Source organism: Kosakonia sp. H02 (assembly GCA_030704225.1).
In the GTDB taxonomy this organism is placed as follows: domain Bacteria; phylum Pseudomonadota; class Gammaproteobacteria; order Enterobacterales; family Enterobacteriaceae; genus Kosakonia.
On the sequence record CP131915.1, the window covers coordinates 1438384 to 1452706 of the forward strand.

The following is a 14323-nucleotide window of genomic DNA, read 5'->3' on the forward strand; positions in this document are numbered from 1 at the left end:
CCCTGAGTGGTTAAGCTCGCTTTTCCCAGGGAGTTACGTTTGTTAACTCCCACTCATTTCACTTTCGTCTTCCAGCAGCCACAACGGGCTGGCACGCCGCAAATCACCATCCTCGGCCGCCTAAATTCGCTGGGGCATCCCCGTATCGGTCTTACCGTCGCCAAGAAAAACGTCAAACGCGCCCATGAACGCAATCGGATTAAACGTCTGACGCGTGAAAGTTTCCGTTTACGCCAGCATGAACTGCCGGCAATGGATTTTGTGGTGGTGGCAAAGAAAGGGGTTGCCGACCTCGATAACCGTGCTCTCTCGGAAGCGTTGGAAAAATTATGGCGTCGCCATTGTCGCCTGGCTCAAGGGTCCTGATAGCCCTTATTCGGGTTTACCAACGCCTGATTAGTCCGCTACTCGGGCCGCACTGCCGTTTCACCCCTACCTGCTCTCACTATGGAATTGAGGCATTGCGCAGGTTTGGAGTGATAAAAGGCAGTTGGTTGACAGTGAAACGCGTATTAAAATGCCACCCTTTACACCCGGGTGGAGACGATCCCGTCCCGCCAGGACCTTCTAAAACCAGAGAACACTAACGATGGATTCGCAACGCAATCTTTTTATCATCGCTTTGTTGTTCGTGTCTTTCATGATCTGGCAAACGTGGGAGAAGGAACAAAATCCTCCTCCGGCGCAGCAGCAGACCACGCAGACTACGACCACCGCAGCGGGTAACGCAGCCGACCAGGGCGTTCCGGCCAGTGGCCAGGGGAAACTGATAACGGTTAAAACCGATGTGCTTGAGCTGACCATCAACACCCGTGGTGGTGATGTTGAGCAGGCACTGCTCCCAACGTACCCGAAAGAGCTGGGTGCCAGCGAGCCGTTCCAGTTACTGGAAACCACACCTGAGTTTATCTACCAGGCGCAAAGCGGCCTGACGGGTCCGAACGGCCCGGATAATCCGGCTAACGGCCCACGTCCGCTGTATAACGTGGATAAAGATGCGTTTGTACTGGCAGACGGCCAGAACGAGTTGGCTATTCCGCTGACCTATACCGATGCCGCAGGCAACACCTTCACCAAGACTTTCACGCTGAAACGCGGCGAATATGCGGTGAATGTCGGCTATAGCGTGCATAACGCCGGTGCAACAGAACTGCAAGTGGCCTCTTTCGGTCAGTTGAAGCAGACCATTAATCTGCCGTCTCACCGTGATACCGGTAGCAGCAACTTTGCGCTGCATACTTTCCGCGGTGCTGCGTACTCCACGCCTGACGAGAAGTATGAGAAATACAAGTTCGACACCATCGCCGATAACGAAAACCTGAACATCAGCGCCAACGGTGGCTGGGTTGCGATGCTGCAACAGTATTTCGCCACGGCGTGGATCCCACGCAACGACGGTACGAACAACTTCTATACCAGCAATCTGGGTAATGGCGTTGCGGCAATCGGCTATAAATCTCAGCCGGTTAAAATTGCGGCAGGCCAGACTGGCATGTTGAACAGCACCCTGTGGGTTGGCCCGGAAATTCAGGACAAAATGGCTGCGGCAGCGCCTCACCTGGATCTGACCGTCGATTACGGCTGGTTGTGGTTTATCTCTCAGCCGCTGTTCAAATTGCTGAAATGGATCCATAGCTTCCTGGGCAACTGGGGCTTCTCCATCATCGCAATCACCTTTATCGTGCGTGGCATCATGTACCCGCTGACCAAGGCGCAGTACACCTCCATGGCGAAAATGCGCATGCTGCAACCGAAAATTCAGGCAATGCGTGAGCGCCTGGGTGACGACAAGCAGCGCATGAGCCAGGAAATGATGGCGATGTACAAAGCGGAGAAAGTGAACCCGCTGGGCGGCTGCTTCCCGCTGATCATTCAGATGCCAATCTTCCTGGCGCTGTACTACATGCTGATGGGCTCCGTTGAACTTCGCCATGCGCCGTTCGCCCTGTGGATCCATGACTTGTCCGCACAAGACCCGTACTACATCCTGCCGATCCTGATGGGCGTAACGATGTTCTTCATTCAGAAGATGTCGCCGACCACCGTGACCGACCCGATGCAGCAGAAGATCATGACCTTTATGCCGGTCATCTTCACGGTGTTCTTCCTGTGGTTCCCGTCAGGTCTGGTGCTGTACTACATCGTCAGCAACCTGGTGACCATTCTTCAGCAGCAGCTGATTTACCGTGGTCTGGAGAAACGTGGTTTACATAGCCGCGAGAAGAAAAGCTCCTGATACGCTGTAGGCCGGGTAAGCGAAGCGCCACCCGGCAAAAGGAATAACAAACAAAGGGCGGTCAACTGACCGCCTTTCTTATTTTGAGATTTTGGAAAATAAACCATGAGCCACAACGACACTATCGTCGCCCAGGCTACCCCACCAGGACGCGGCGGTGTGGGCATTCTGCGTATCTCTGGCACGAAAGCGCGGGACGTGGCGCAGGCGGTGCTGGGCAAACTGCCTAAACCGCGTTACGCCGACTATCTGCCATTCCTGGACGTCGACGGCACCGCGCTGGATCAGGGCATTGCGCTGTGGTTCCCCGGCCCCAACTCCTTTACCGGCGAAGACGTGCTGGAACTGCAAGGTCACGGCGGCCCGGTGATCCTCGATCTGCTGCTAAAACGCATTCTGACGCTGCCGGGGTTGCGTATTGCGAGGCCTGGGGAGTTTTCCGAGCGCGCGTTTCTTAACGATAAGCTCGACCTGGCGCAGGCGGAAGCCATTGCCGACTTGATTGATGCCAGCTCTGAGCAGGCGGCGCGTTCCGCGCTGAACTCATTGCAGGGCGCATTCTCCGCCCGCGTCAATCATCTGGTGGAAGCACTTACTCACCTGCGCATCTACGTCGAAGCAGCGATCGACTTCCCGGACGAAGAAATCGATTTTCTCTCCGATGGCAAAATCGAAGCCCAGCTTAACGATGTCATCACCGATCTCGACGCGGTTCGCGCCGAAGCGCGTCAGGGCAGCCTGCTGCGTGAAGGGATGAAAGTGGTGATTGCCGGTCGTCCTAACGCCGGTAAATCCAGCCTGCTGAATGCGCTGGCCGGGCGCGAAGCGGCCATTGTCACGGATATCGCCGGGACCACCCGCGATGTACTGCGTGAGCATATTCATATCGACGGTATGCCGCTGCATATCATCGATACCGCTGGACTGCGCGAAGCCAGCGACGAAGTAGAGCGTATCGGTATTGAGCGCGCCTGGCAGGAGATTGAGCAGGCAGATCGCGTGCTGTTTATGGTCGATGGCACCACCACGGATGCGGTCGATCCGGCGGAAATCTGGCCCGATTTTATCGCCCGTTTACCGGCAAAACTGCCGATTACCGTGGTACGCAACAAAGCGGATGTCACGGGTGAACAGCCAGGCATCAGCGAAGTGAATAATCACTCACTTGTGCGGCTTTCAGCACGTACCAGCGAAGGCGTTGATGTTCTGCGCCAGCATCTCAAGCAGAGCATGGGTTTTGATACCAGCATGGAAGGCGGCTTCCTGGCGCGCCGTCGCCATCTTCAGGCGCTGGAAACGGCAGCGGAGCACCTGCAACAGGGCAAAGCGCAGTTACTGGGTGCCTGGGCGGGCGAACTGCTGGCCGAAGAGCTGCGCCTGGCGCAACAGAACTTAAGCGAAATCACCGGCGCGTTTACCTCCGATGATTTGCTGGGCAGGATTTTCTCAAGCTTCTGTATCGGCAAATAATCGCTCATTCGGCTGTGGGCGGGCGTTTTAACGTCCGCTTTGCCTTATCACAGCGGATTTTCCTAAAGTGTTCCCTATTAGCAAAAGAAAGTGTAAAGATCATCCCTTAGGACTTTTCAGATGCGAATTTCCGCATTAAAACCTGGTCACTATGGGCGATAATGTTATTTATCGATTCGATTAACGCAGACCATTATCACGGAGCGAAAAATGGCGACACATTTTGCAAGAGGGATCCTGTCAGAAGGACATCTCGTCTCAACCCGGCTACCTCTGGCCTGCCACGACACTGCCCGCCAGCTTCCTGAACACCGCCGTTCCCGTTTTCTGGCTTCCCGGGCTTTACTCGCTGAAATGATGTTTATGCTGTATGGCGTCAGCGAACTGCCGGAGATTGAGATTGAGCCTGGTGGACGACCGAAATTCACCGATGACAGCTTGCCGAACTTCTCACTGGCGTATGCCGGAAATATGGTTGGCGCCGCCATTACGACCGAAGGCGAATGCGGCCTCGATATGGAATTGCAACGCGCAACGCGAAGCTTTCATAGCCCGCACGGGCAAAAGCACGTTTTCACCAATAACGAACAGTTGTGGATCAATAACCAAAACGATCCTAACGAAGCGCAAACCCAGATCGTGACGCTGCGTCAGAGCGTGATGAAACTGATCCACCAAATGCAGGACGATCCCGCGCGGCTTCAATTGTTACCCGGCTCCGGGCGGCTTCGTGTCGCACAGCATGCACGGGTAGAAGTGATGTGTGATGCCGAAGATGTGCTGATTTGGTCGGTCGCGGTGGCACCGGCCATTGAAAGCCTGCGCATCTGGGAATTCGATAGCCAGAAAGGGTGGCGCTATCTTGCGGATGTGCAAACGCGCGCTAACGATCCGGCTTCCCGCCTGATGCGCTTCACCAGCCTGCCTGCGGAAAAAGCGTTAACGCTAAATGAGTGAATCCCTCCCCCGGCCGGGAGAGGGAAAAGATATTAATGCGCGTCGATAAAGACGATTTTCAGCAGGAACAGCACCGCCACCACAATGACGCACGGGCTGAGGTCGCGCAGGCGGCCGGTACCGATTTTCATCACGCAGTAGGAGATAAAGCCCAGCGCGATACCCTCGGTAATGGAGAAGCTAAACGGCATCATCACGGCGGTGATAAACGCCGGTACCGCTTCTGTCATATCTTCCCATTTCACACGCGCAAGGCTGGATGTCATCAATACGCCCACGTAAATCAGCGCACCCGCAGCAGCGTAAGCCGGAACCATGCCCGCCAGCGGCGACAGGAAGATAACCAGCAGGAACAACAGACCGACCACGACGGCCGTCAGGCCAGTGCGACCACCTACGGAAACGCCGGAAGACGATTCGATATACGCCGTCACTGAAGAGGTGCCGATAAAGGAACCGGCCACTGAGGAGATACTGTCGACAAACAGCGCCTGCTTCATCCGCGGGAATTTGCCGTTTTCGTCCACCAGCCCGGCTTTATCGGTCACGCCAATCAGCGTACCGGAGGAGTCGAACAGGTTCACCAGCATAAACGAGAAGATAACGCCCGCCAGACCGATATTGAACGAGCCAGCCAGATCTACATTGCCGACGACGGTTGCCACGCTTGGCGGCGCGGAAACAATGCCGTGATATTGCACATCGCCCAGCAGCCAGCCCAAAAGCGTCGTCACCACAATGGAGACCAGCACGGCGGCGTGGATATTACGCGACGCCAGAATGGCGATGATGAAGAAACCAAGAACGCCCAGCAGCACGCTGTGTGAGGTTAAGTTACCAATGCTAACCAGCGTATCTTTGTTCGGCACAATCACGCCCGCGTTTTTCAGGCCCATCATGCCGATAAACAGACCGATACCGCTGGTGATGCCGACGCGCAGGCTGACCGGGATATTGGCAATCATCCAGTAACGCACGCGGAAAATGGTCAGCAGCAGCAGACCGACAGCGCCCCAGAATATTGCGCCCATACCGATTTGCCAGGAAAGCCCCATTGCGCCAACGACAACGAACGCGAAGAAGGCGTTCAGGCCCATTGCCGGTGCCAGCGCCACCGGCAGGTTGGCAAAAAGCCCCATCAAAATACTCCCGAAGGCAGCAATCAGACAGGTGGTCACAAATACTGCGCTGGTATCCATCCCGGCGACGCCCAGAATCTGGGGGTTAACAAAAACGATATACACCATCGTCAAAAACGTCGTGAAACCGGCGATTACTTCGGTACGTGCCGTTGTACCGTGCTCGCGCAATTTAAACACGCGGTCGAGCAATCCCTGGTTTGAGGCCTGGGAAGTCTGTTGTTGGCTCATTATCAATTTCCGGAATAGGAGGGAAAATTCGTCGCTATCCTATACCAAAATGAGACAATGTTGACGCTTATCACTCACTTTTTTTCATTGAATTTGCTTATACGGCAACGATTGCGTCCCGCAATCTGCGTTAAGTAAACGGTAAACTTGCAATAACAGGAAATGGCATGTCCCCCATTGAAGCGATCTTTTTCGACTGTGACGGCACCCTGGTCGACAGTGAAGTAATTTGTTCCCGCGCCTACGTGCATATGTTTGCGGAATTTGGCATCTCGCTGGATCTGGAAGAGGTGTTTAAGCGTTTTAAAGGCATGAAACTGTACGAGATTATTGATGTTATCGGCGAGGAGCACGGTAAAAAGCTGGATAAGGCGGCGCTGGAACCCGTCTATCGCGCAGAAGTCGCGCGTCTGTTTGATAGCGAGCTGGAAGTTATTGCCGGCGCGAATGCATTACTGGACGCAGTCAGCGTGCCAATGTGTGTTGTCTCTAACGGTCCGGTCAGCAAAATGCAGCACTCGTTGGGAAAACTTGGGATGCTGCACCACTTTCCTGACAAACTGTTTAGCGGCTATGACATCCAGCGCTGGAAGCCCGATCCGGCGTTAATGTACCATGCAGCACAGGCGCTGAATGTTTCTCCGGCAAATTGCATTCTGGTGGATGATTCCACCGCCGGAGCACAATCAGGCATTGCGGCAGGAATGGAAGTCTTTTATTTCTGCGCCGATCCGCATAACTTGCCTATTGATCACCCGAAAGTGACGACGTTCACTGATTTAGCGCAGTTGCCGGAGCTGTGGCGCGCACGCGGGTGGTCCGTTACGCGTTAATCTAACCTTTAAACAGGATGTTTTTATGGAACAGAACAGTCGCCCTCTACCGGTATTTAAATACCACCCGCAGCCCCTGGAAACGGGCGTTTTTTCAGAAGCCAAAACCGTGACTTGTGCCTGTTGTGCGCAGTCAACCAGCGTGTATTACACCAATCCTTTCTATACCACAGAGGATGTCGATACCCTCTGCCCCTGGTGTATAGCCGATGGTTCGGCGGCGACGAAATTTAGCGGGAGTTTTCAGGATGATTGCAGTATTGAGGGTGTGGAGAGTGAATTCGACGAAGAAGGCGAGTTTACCGGCATCAAAAATCCGTGGTCAGAAGCCAGCTTAACCGAGCTGACGCAGCGCACGCCCGGCTACTGCGGATGGCAGCAGGAGTACTGGCTGGCACACTGCAACGATTTTTGCGCATTTGTTGGCTATGTCGGCTGGGCGGAAATTGCCGATAAACTCGATCAGTTTGTCGATCTGCAAGCGGATTGCCAGGCATTCGGTGTGGATTACCAGAAGCTACCGGAATATCTGCGCGATGGCGGCGACTGCCAGGGCTATCTCTTCCGCTGCTTGCATTGTGGGAAGCTGCGCCTGTGGGCAGATTTTTCCTGACCGTTGCGCAGTAAATCAGCCGGAAAACAAAACCCCCTCATCAACGAGGGGGTTTTTATTGACATCACTCTTTGGGATCTTTGCCGGCGAGCAGCTTGTCCAGCTCGTCGCCGCCAACGTGACGGAAGTCCTGACCCTTCACGAAGTAGAAGATGTATTCGCAGATGTTCTGGCAGCGATCTCCAATACGCTCGATGGAGCGCGCGCAGAACAGAGCGGTGAGTACGCTTGGGATAGTGCGGGGATCTTCCATCATGTAGGTCATTAACTGACGCACAATGCCTTCGTATTCCTGATCCACTTTCTTATCTTCACGATAGATACGCACTGCTTCGTCGAGATCCATACGGGCGAACGCGTCCAGCACATCATGCAGCATCTGCACGGTGTGGCGGCCTAACGACTCCAGGCTCACCAGCAACGGCTGGTGCTGCTGGGAGAACTTCTCAAGCGCGGTACGGCAGATTTTGTCCGCCACATCACCAATACGTTCCAGCTCGGCGATAGTTTTGATGATCGCCATTACCAGGCGTAAATCGCTCGCCGTCGGCTGACGCTTGGCGATAATGCGCACGCAGGCTTCGTCGATGGCGACTTCCATCATATTGACCTGCTTGTCACCCTCAACAACGCGCTTTGCCAGCTCGCTGTCCTGGTTGTGCATGGCGGTGATCGCATCAGAAAGCTGCTGCTCCACCATTCCACCCATGGTCATGACCTGAGTGCGAATGTTTTCCAGCTCAGCGTTGAACTGTCCGGAAATGTGTTTGTTAAGGTTGAGATTGTCCATGGTGCACTCCAAATGCCCGACAGATTTCACGTGGTAACGAGGTTGCTAGCACCTTTGCGGTTCGGCAATCAGCCATAGCGCCCGGTAATATAGTCTTCCGTTTGCTTCTTCTTCGGCTTAGTGAACAGATCATCTGTATTGCTGAACTCAATCAACTCACCGAGATACATAAACGCCGTGTGATCGGAGCAACGCGCAGCCTGCTGCATGTTGTGCGTCACGATAACCACGGTGTAATCCTGTTTAAGCTCGGTGATCAGCTCTTCAATACGACCGGTTGAGATCGGGTCAAGCGCTGAGCAAGGCTCATCCAGTAGCAACACTTCCGGACGGATCGCAATACCACGGGCGATGCACAGACGCTGCTGCTGACCGCCGGAGAGAGAGTACCCGCTCTGGTGCAGTTTATCCTTGGTTTCATTCCATAGTGCGGCCTTGGTCAAAGCCCACTGCACGCGCTCGTCCATATCCGGGCGCGAGAGCTTTTCAAACAGGCGCACGCCAAACGCGATGTTGTCGTAAATCGACATCGGGAACGGCGTCGGTTTCTGGAACACCATGCCCACTTTCGCACGCAGCAGCGCGATATCCTGGGTATTGGTGAGAATGTTGTCGCCGTCCAGCAGGATTTCGCCTTCGGCGCGCTGCTCCGGGTAAAGCTCAAACATTTTGTTAAAGGTACGCAGCAGCGTGGATTTACCGCAGCCGGACGGCCCGATAAACGCCGTCACCTGATTTTGGGCAATATCCAGGCTGATGTTTTTCAGTGCATGGAATTTGCCGTAATAGAAGTTCAAATCACGAACCTGAATCTTGTCCGGCGTCATATCAACCATACTCATTTATCTCTTTCCTCAACTCGACGCCGCTTTCGCCGCGTCGCAAAAATTAACCGTGTTTACCCTTGGCGAAAATGACGCGCGCCAGAATATTCAACAACAGTACGCAGAGCGTGATAATCAGCACCCCGGCCCAGGCCAATTGCTGCCATTCGGCAAAGGGGCTCATGGCGAATTTGAAAATGGTCACCGGCAGGTTCGCGATAGGCTGCATCATATCGGTGCTCCAGAACTGGTTGGAGAGCGCGGTAAACAGCAATGGCGCCGTTTCACCGGCAATACGCGCAACCGCCAGCAACACGCCGGTCATAATCCCGGAAACAGACGCTTTCAGCGTGATGGCGGAAATCATCTTCCATTTTGGCGTACCCAGCGCGTAAGCGGCTTCGCGCAGGCTATCCGGCACCAGTTTCAGCATGTTTTCCGTGGTACGAATCACGATCGGTACCTGAAGCAGCGCCAGCGCAATCACGCCCGCCCAACCGGAGAAGTGCTGCATCTGCGCCACAACGATGGTGTAGACAAACAGCCCCACCACAATAGAGGGCGCGGAGAGCAAAATGTCGTTGATAAAACGGATAATTTCCGCAAGCCAGGATTTGCGGCCATACTCCGCCAGATAAATCCCCGCCATAATACCCAACGGTGTACCAATAACGGTTGCCCACAGGATCAGCAGGCCGCTACCGGCAAGGGCGTTCGCCAGACCACCGCCTGCGGTATTCGGCGGCGGCGTCATTTCCGTAAACAGCGCCAGCGACATGCCGTCAAAACCGCGCGTTACGGTGGATAACAGGATCCATACCAGCCAGAACAGACCGAACGCCATGGTCGCCATTGAGAGCGTCAGGGCGATACGGTTTTTCAGGCGGCGCTTAGCCTGCATCTTGCGGCGCGATTCAGCGAGCTGCGCAGTGCTTTGCATTTCAAGCGTAGCCATCAGCGTGCCCCCTCGTTTTTCGCCAGGCGCAGGATCATAAATTTAGAGATAGCCAACACGATAAAGGTGATCACGAACAGGATCAGGCCCAGTTCCATCAGCGCGGCAACGTGCAAGCCCGATTCCGCTTCGGCGAACTCATTCGCCAGCGCGGACGTAATACTGTTGCCTGGCATAAACAGCGAAGCACTGTCGAGTTGGTAGGTGTTGCCGATGATAAAGGTCACCGCCATGGTTTCACCCAGCGCGCGCCCCAGTCCCAGCATCACGCCACCGATCACCCCGTTTTTGGTAAAAGGCAACACGATGCGCCAGATAACCTCCCAGGTGGTGCAGCCAATGCCGTAGGCCGACTCTTTCATCATTACCGGCGTTTGTTCGAAGACATCGCGCATCACCGCCGCAATGTACGGAATAATCATAATCGCGAGGATAACCCCGGCAGCCAGAATCCCGATACCGAACGCCGGGCCGGAGAAGAGCGCGCCCACGAACGGGATAGTGGAAAGCACATTGCCTACCGGCTCCTGGAAGTAGGTCGCAAACAGCGGCGCGAAGATAAACAGCCCCCACATGCCATAGACGATACTCGGGATAGCGGCCAGCAGTTCGATGGCGATGCCCAGCGGACGCTTCAGCCAGCCTGGCGACAGTTCCGTCAGAAACAGCGCGATACCGAAGCTCACCGGAACGGCAATCAGCAGTGCGATAACAGACGTGACGACAGTCCCGTAAATGGGCACCAACGCACCGTAAATATCGTTCGGCGCATCCCACTCTTTGGTCCACAGAAAGGAGAAACCAAACTTCTGAATGCTTGGCCAGGAGGAGAAAATCAACGACACAATAATGCCGCTGAGCAGCAATAACACAATCAGCGCAGCCAGTCTTACCAGTGCGCTGAAAATCATGTCGCCTTTTTTACCCGGTGGGTTAAATGCCGGCTTGGTTGCAGCCATAAAATACTCTTCAGTTAGAACGTCTTACGAAGTTGCCCGCAGGCGCTTGCGCTTACCGGGCCTACAGAGGATCTGTAAGGCGGATGGTGTAAGCGCCATCCGCCATGTTCTTCAAATTTCAGCGATTAGTAAACTGCTTTACCGCTGCTGTCTTTTACGCTGGTTTTCCAGGCTGCGCGAACTTGTTCAACAACGCTATCCGGCAGGGTGGCGTAGTCAAGGTCGTTAGCTTGTTTGCCGCCTTTTTTGTAGGCCCAGTCAAAGAATTTCAGCACTTCAGCGCCTTGTTCAGGTTTGGCCTGCTCTTTGTGTACCAGGATAAAGGTGGTGGAGGTGATTGGCCACACATCCGCGCCTTTCTGGTTTGTCAGGTCCTGAGCGAAGGATTTGCTCCAGTCGATATCTTTCGCCGCGTTAGAGAAGCTCTCTTCAGTCGGGCTAACGGCTTTGCCGTCGGCAGAGATCAATTTGGTGTAGGTCAGGTTGTTCTGCTTAGCGTAAGCATATTCAACATAGCCAATAGAGCCCGGCAGACGCTGTACGAATGCCGCGATACCGTCGTTACCTTTACCGCCCAGACCGGTCGGCCAGTTAACCGTTGAGCCAGAGCCGACTTTGGATTTCCACTCTTCGTTCACTTTCGCCAGGTAGCTGGTGAAAACGAAAGAGGTACCGGAACCGTCAGCGCGGCGAACCACAGCAATATTCTGAGAAGGCAGTTTCAGGCCTGGGTTGAGCTTAGCGATTGCTGCGTCATCCCATTTTTTGATATTACCCAGGTAGATGTCGCCCAGGGTTTTACCGTCGAGCACCAGCTCACCGGCTTTCACGCCCGGAACGTTGATAGCCAGTACGATCCCGCCGATAACAGTCGGGAACTGGAACAGACCTTCCTGCGCCAGTTTGTCGTCAGCCAGCGGAGCATCAGATGCACCGAAATCGACAGTTTTAGCGGTAATTTGTTTTACGCCACCGGAAGAGCCGATGCCCTGATAGTTAATCTTATTACCGGTTTCTTTTTGGTAGGTGTCAGCCCACTTGGCATACACCGGCGCAGGGAAAGTTGCACCCGCACCAGTCAGGCTAGCGGCGGCGTTTACAGCAAAAGCACTCAGAGAAAAGGTCGCGGCGACAACAGTTGCGACAGTGGTACGCATAACGTTCATAATGTCTCCTGCCAGGGATTGTAAATCGTTGTTTGAGTTGCTACTCGGAGCAAAATAGGACACTTTGATGACAGTTATATGCAACGATTGTTACTGTTTGATGACAGCAAAAAAATAAAGTTACCGCACTCTTTTAACGACATTTAAATCAATAGCTTACTTTTTTATGGCTCAGAAAAATTTCAGTCATATTTTATATTTGTGACAATGAAAAAGTAGCTGAACCTGACGATAACCCCTAAAAAAATGCAAAAAAAGAGGCTGCTGAAAGGCAACCTCTTGTTCGTTATTACGGCAGTAAAAAATTATTCCACGGTCACCGATTTCGCCAGGTTACGCGGCTGGTCAACGTCAGTGCCTTTGATCAGCGCGACGTGGTAAGCCAGCAGTTGCAGCGGCACGGTGTAGAAGATAGGCGCGATAACCTCTTCCACGTGCGGCATTTCGATGATGTGCATATTGTCGCTGCTGGTGAAGCCAGCATCCTGATCGGCGAAGACATACAGCACGCCGCCACGGGCGCGCACTTCTTCGATGTTGGATTTCAGTTTTTCCAGCAATTCGTTGTTGGGTGCCACAACGATAACCGGCATATCCGCATCGATCAGCGCCAGCGGGCCATGTTTCAACTCACCGGCGGCATAGGCTTCTGCGTGAATATAGGAGATCTCTTTCAGCTTCAATGCGCCTTCCAGCGCGATCGGGTACTGATCGCCACGACCGAGGAACAGCGCGTGATGCTTGTCAGAGAAGTCCTCCGCCAGCGCTTCGATGCGTTTATCCTGCGACAGCATCTGCTCAATACGGCTCGGCAGCGCCTGCAAACCATGAACGATATCGTGTTCAATGGCTACATCCTGACCTTTCAGGCGGCTCAGTTTCGCCACCAGCATCAACAGCACCGTTAACTGCGTGGTAAATGCTTTGGTCGATGCGACACCGATTTCGGTACCCGCATTGGTCATCATTGCCAGGTCGGATTCACGCACCAGCGAGGAGCCCGGCACGTTACAAATCGCCAGCGAACCTAAATAGCCCAGCTCTTTGGACAGACGCAGAGCGGCCAGCGTATCGGCCGTTTCCCCGGATTGCGATAGCGTAATCATCAGGCTGTTACGACGCACGGCGGATTTGCGATAGCGGAATTCAGAGGCGATTTCGACATCGCACGGCACACCGGCCAGCGCTTCAAACCAGTAACGGGAAACCATACCGGAGTTATAAGACGTCCCGCAGGCAACGATCTGAATATGCTCGACTTTTGTCAGCATTTCGTTGGCGTTTGGCCCCAGTTCGCTCAGATCCACTTCGCCGTGGCTGATGCGCCCGGTCAGGGTGTTTTTGATGGCGTTCGGCTGCTCGTAGATCTCTTTTTGCATGTAGTGGCGATAAATACCTTTATCACCGGCATCGTATTGCAGACTGGATTCGATATCCGGGCGTTTAATCTGTGCGCCTGATTTATCGAATACCGTCACGCTGCGGCGGGTTACTTCAGCAATATCGCCCTCTTCGAGGAAGATAAAGCGGCGAGTCACCGGCAGTAAGGCCAACTGATCGGACGCGATAAAGTTTTCACCCATACCGAGACCGATAACCAGCGGGCTACCAGAGCGCGCGGCCAGCAGCGTATCAGGATGGCGCGTATCCATAATCACCGTGCCGTAAGCGCCGCGTAACTGTGGGATGGCGCGCAGTACCGCTTCACGCAGCGTACCGCCCTGTTCCAGCTCCCAGTGCACCAGGTGCGCGATCACTTCAGTATCGGTTTCAGAAACAAAGACATAGCCACGCGCTTGTAACGTTTCGCGCAGCGGTTCATGGTTTTCGATAATGCCGTTATGGACGACGACGATATGGTCAGACACATGCGGGTGCGCGTTGCCTTCCGACGGCTCACCATGCGTTGCCCAGCGCGTGTGCGCGATACCTGTTCCGCCATGCAACGGATGGTCTTCCGCCGCCTGGGAGAGCATCTGCACTTTACCGAGGCGACGCAGACGGGTCATGTGACCTTCGTTGTCGACGACGGCTAGACCGGCAGAGTCATAACCACGGTATTCAAGGCGACGTAAGCCTTCGAGAAGAATTTCTGCAACATCACGCTGCGCGACTGCGCCTACAATTCCACACATATTTTTTGATTCCGA

General features: G+C 54.2%; 14 protein-coding genes. 7 read left to right on the top strand and 7 right to left on the bottom strand.

From position 1 onward, the window contains the following. Nucleotides 1–6: 6 nt before the first annotated feature. The 5 genes from rnpA to Q5705_06830 all read left to right on the top strand — a co-directional run bounded on the left by rnpA (nt 7) and on the right by Q5705_06830 (nt 4663). Nucleotides 7–366 (top strand): ribonuclease P protein component, encoded by a 360-nt coding sequence (gene rnpA, locus Q5705_06810; GenBank protein WLI78256.1) that lies wholly within the window; start codon nt 7–9, stop codon nt 364–366. After that, on the top strand, nt 330–587 hold the full coding sequence (gene yidD, locus Q5705_06815) for a membrane protein insertion efficiency factor YidD (protein ID WLI78257.1): 258 nt from the start codon (nt 330–332) through the stop codon (nt 585–587). The genes rnpA and yidD overlap by 37 nt, the downstream gene beginning before the upstream one ends. Before the next feature lie 2 nt (nt 588–589). Further along, a complete protein-coding gene (gene yidC / locus Q5705_06820; protein WLI78258.1) occupies nt 590–2236 on the top strand; it encodes a membrane protein insertase YidC in 1647 nt (548 codons plus the stop codon). Between the two features lie 105 nt (nt 2237–2341). Beyond that, on the top strand, nt 2342–3706 hold the full coding sequence (gene mnmE / locus Q5705_06825; protein WLI78259.1) for a tRNA uridine-5-carboxymethylaminomethyl(34) synthesis GTPase MnmE: 1365 nt from the start codon (nt 2342–2344) through the stop codon (nt 3704–3706). 210 nt (nt 3707–3916) lie between these two features. After that, the gene (locus Q5705_06830; protein ID WLI78260.1) at nt 3917–4663 is read left to right on the top strand and encodes a hypothetical protein; all 747 of its coding nucleotides are present in this window, start codon (nt 3917–3919) and stop codon (nt 4661–4663) included. Between the two features lie 32 nt (nt 4664–4695). Here the strand turns inward: Q5705_06830 and Q5705_06835 are convergent, their stop codons facing one another. Beyond that, nucleotides 4696–6033: an NCS2 family permease gene (locus Q5705_06835; GenBank protein ID WLI78261.1), complete on the bottom strand. Its 1338-nt coding sequence runs from the start codon at nt 6031–6033 to the stop codon at nt 4696–4698. Nucleotides 6034–6200: 167 nt separating this feature from the next. Here Q5705_06835 and yieH point away from each other — a divergent pair, with 167 nt between their 5' ends. Then, nucleotides 6201–6866 carry a 6-phosphogluconate phosphatase gene (yieH, locus tag Q5705_06840; protein ID WLI78262.1) on the top strand — a complete coding sequence of 222 codons (666 nt, stop codon included), beginning with the start codon at nt 6201–6203 and terminating at the stop codon, nt 6864–6866. A 25-nt stretch (nt 6867–6891) separates the two neighbouring features. Continuing rightward, complete coding sequence (gene cbrC, locus Q5705_06845; protein WLI78263.1) at nt 6892–7479, top strand: PF03691 family colicin E2 tolerance protein CbrC; 588 nt, start codon at nt 6892–6894, stop codon at nt 7477–7479. Between the two features lie 64 nt (nt 7480–7543). Here cbrC and phoU read toward each other — a convergent pair whose 3' ends face one another. From phoU to glmS, 6 genes are all read right to left on the bottom strand, one after another. Then, the gene (gene phoU / locus Q5705_06850; protein ID WLI78264.1) at nt 7544–8269 is read right to left on the bottom strand and encodes a phosphate signaling complex protein PhoU; all 726 of its coding nucleotides are present in this window, start codon (nt 8267–8269) and stop codon (nt 7544–7546) included. Between the two features lie 68 nt (nt 8270–8337). Continuing rightward, nucleotides 8338–9111 (bottom strand): phosphate ABC transporter ATP-binding protein PstB, encoded by a 774-nt coding sequence (gene pstB, locus Q5705_06855; protein WLI78265.1) that lies wholly within the window; start codon nt 9109–9111, stop codon nt 8338–8340. 46 nt (nt 9112–9157) lie between these two features. After that, entirely contained in the window at nt 9158–10048 is an 891-nt protein-coding gene (pstA, locus tag Q5705_06860) for a phosphate ABC transporter permease PstA (protein WLI78266.1), read from the bottom strand. Beyond that, entirely contained in the window at nt 10048–11007 is a 960-nt protein-coding gene (pstC, locus tag Q5705_06865) for a phosphate ABC transporter permease PstC (GenBank protein ID WLI78267.1), read from the bottom strand. Before pstC ends, pstA begins: the two co-directional genes overlap by 1 nt. A gap of 125 nt (nt 11008–11132) precedes the next feature. Then, on the bottom strand, nt 11133–12173 hold the full coding sequence (gene pstS, locus Q5705_06870) for a phosphate ABC transporter substrate-binding protein PstS (GenBank protein ID WLI78268.1): 1041 nt from the start codon (nt 12171–12173) through the stop codon (nt 11133–11135). A 305-nt stretch (nt 12174–12478) separates the two neighbouring features. Then, nucleotides 12479–14308, bottom strand: a complete 1830-nt coding sequence (glmS, locus tag Q5705_06875; GenBank protein WLI78269.1) for a glutamine--fructose-6-phosphate transaminase (isomerizing) — start codon at nt 14306–14308, stop codon at nt 12479–12481. Nucleotides 14309–14323: the final 15 nt, after the last annotated feature.

What these genes read in the sequence shown, in the direction of transcription:
- yidD (WLI78257.1), top strand. Translation starts at nt 330, where the DNA reads ATGGCGTCGCCATTGTCGCCTGGCTCAAGGGTCCTGATAGCCCTTATT.
- yidC (WLI78258.1), top strand. Translation starts at nt 590, where the DNA reads ATGGATTCGCAACGCAATCTTTTTATCATCGCTTTGTTGTTCGTGTCT.
- mnmE (WLI78259.1), top strand. Translation starts at nt 2,342, where the DNA reads ATGAGCCACAACGACACTATCGTCGCCCAGGCTACCCCACCAGGACGC.
- Q5705_06830 (WLI78260.1), top strand. Translation starts at nt 3,917, where the DNA reads ATGGCGACACATTTTGCAAGAGGGATCCTGTCAGAAGGACATCTCGTC.
- Q5705_06835 (WLI78261.1), bottom strand. Translation starts at nt 6,033, where the DNA reads ATGAGCCAACAACAGACTTCCCAGGCCTCAAACCAGGGATTGCTCGAC.
- yieH (WLI78262.1), top strand. Translation starts at nt 6,201, where the DNA reads ATGTCCCCCATTGAAGCGATCTTTTTCGACTGTGACGGCACCCTGGTC.
- cbrC (WLI78263.1), top strand. Translation starts at nt 6,892, where the DNA reads ATGGAACAGAACAGTCGCCCTCTACCGGTATTTAAATACCACCCGCAG.
- phoU (WLI78264.1), bottom strand. Translation starts at nt 8,269, where the DNA reads ATGGACAATCTCAACCTTAACAAACACATTTCCGGACAGTTCAACGCT.
- pstB (WLI78265.1), bottom strand. Translation starts at nt 9,111, where the DNA reads ATGAGTATGGTTGATATGACGCCGGACAAGATTCAGGTTCGTGATTTG.
- pstA (WLI78266.1), bottom strand. Translation starts at nt 10,048, where the DNA reads ATGGCTACGCTTGAAATGCAAAGCACTGCGCAGCTCGCTGAATCGCGC.
- pstC (WLI78267.1), bottom strand. Translation starts at nt 11,007, where the DNA reads ATGGCTGCAACCAAGCCGGCATTTAACCCACCGGGTAAAAAAGGCGAC.
- pstS (WLI78268.1), bottom strand. Translation starts at nt 12,173, where the DNA reads ATGAACGTTATGCGTACCACTGTCGCAACTGTTGTCGCCGCGACCTTT.
- glmS (WLI78269.1), bottom strand. Translation starts at nt 14,308, where the DNA reads ATGTGTGGAATTGTAGGCGCAGTCGCGCAGCGTGATGTTGCAGAAATT.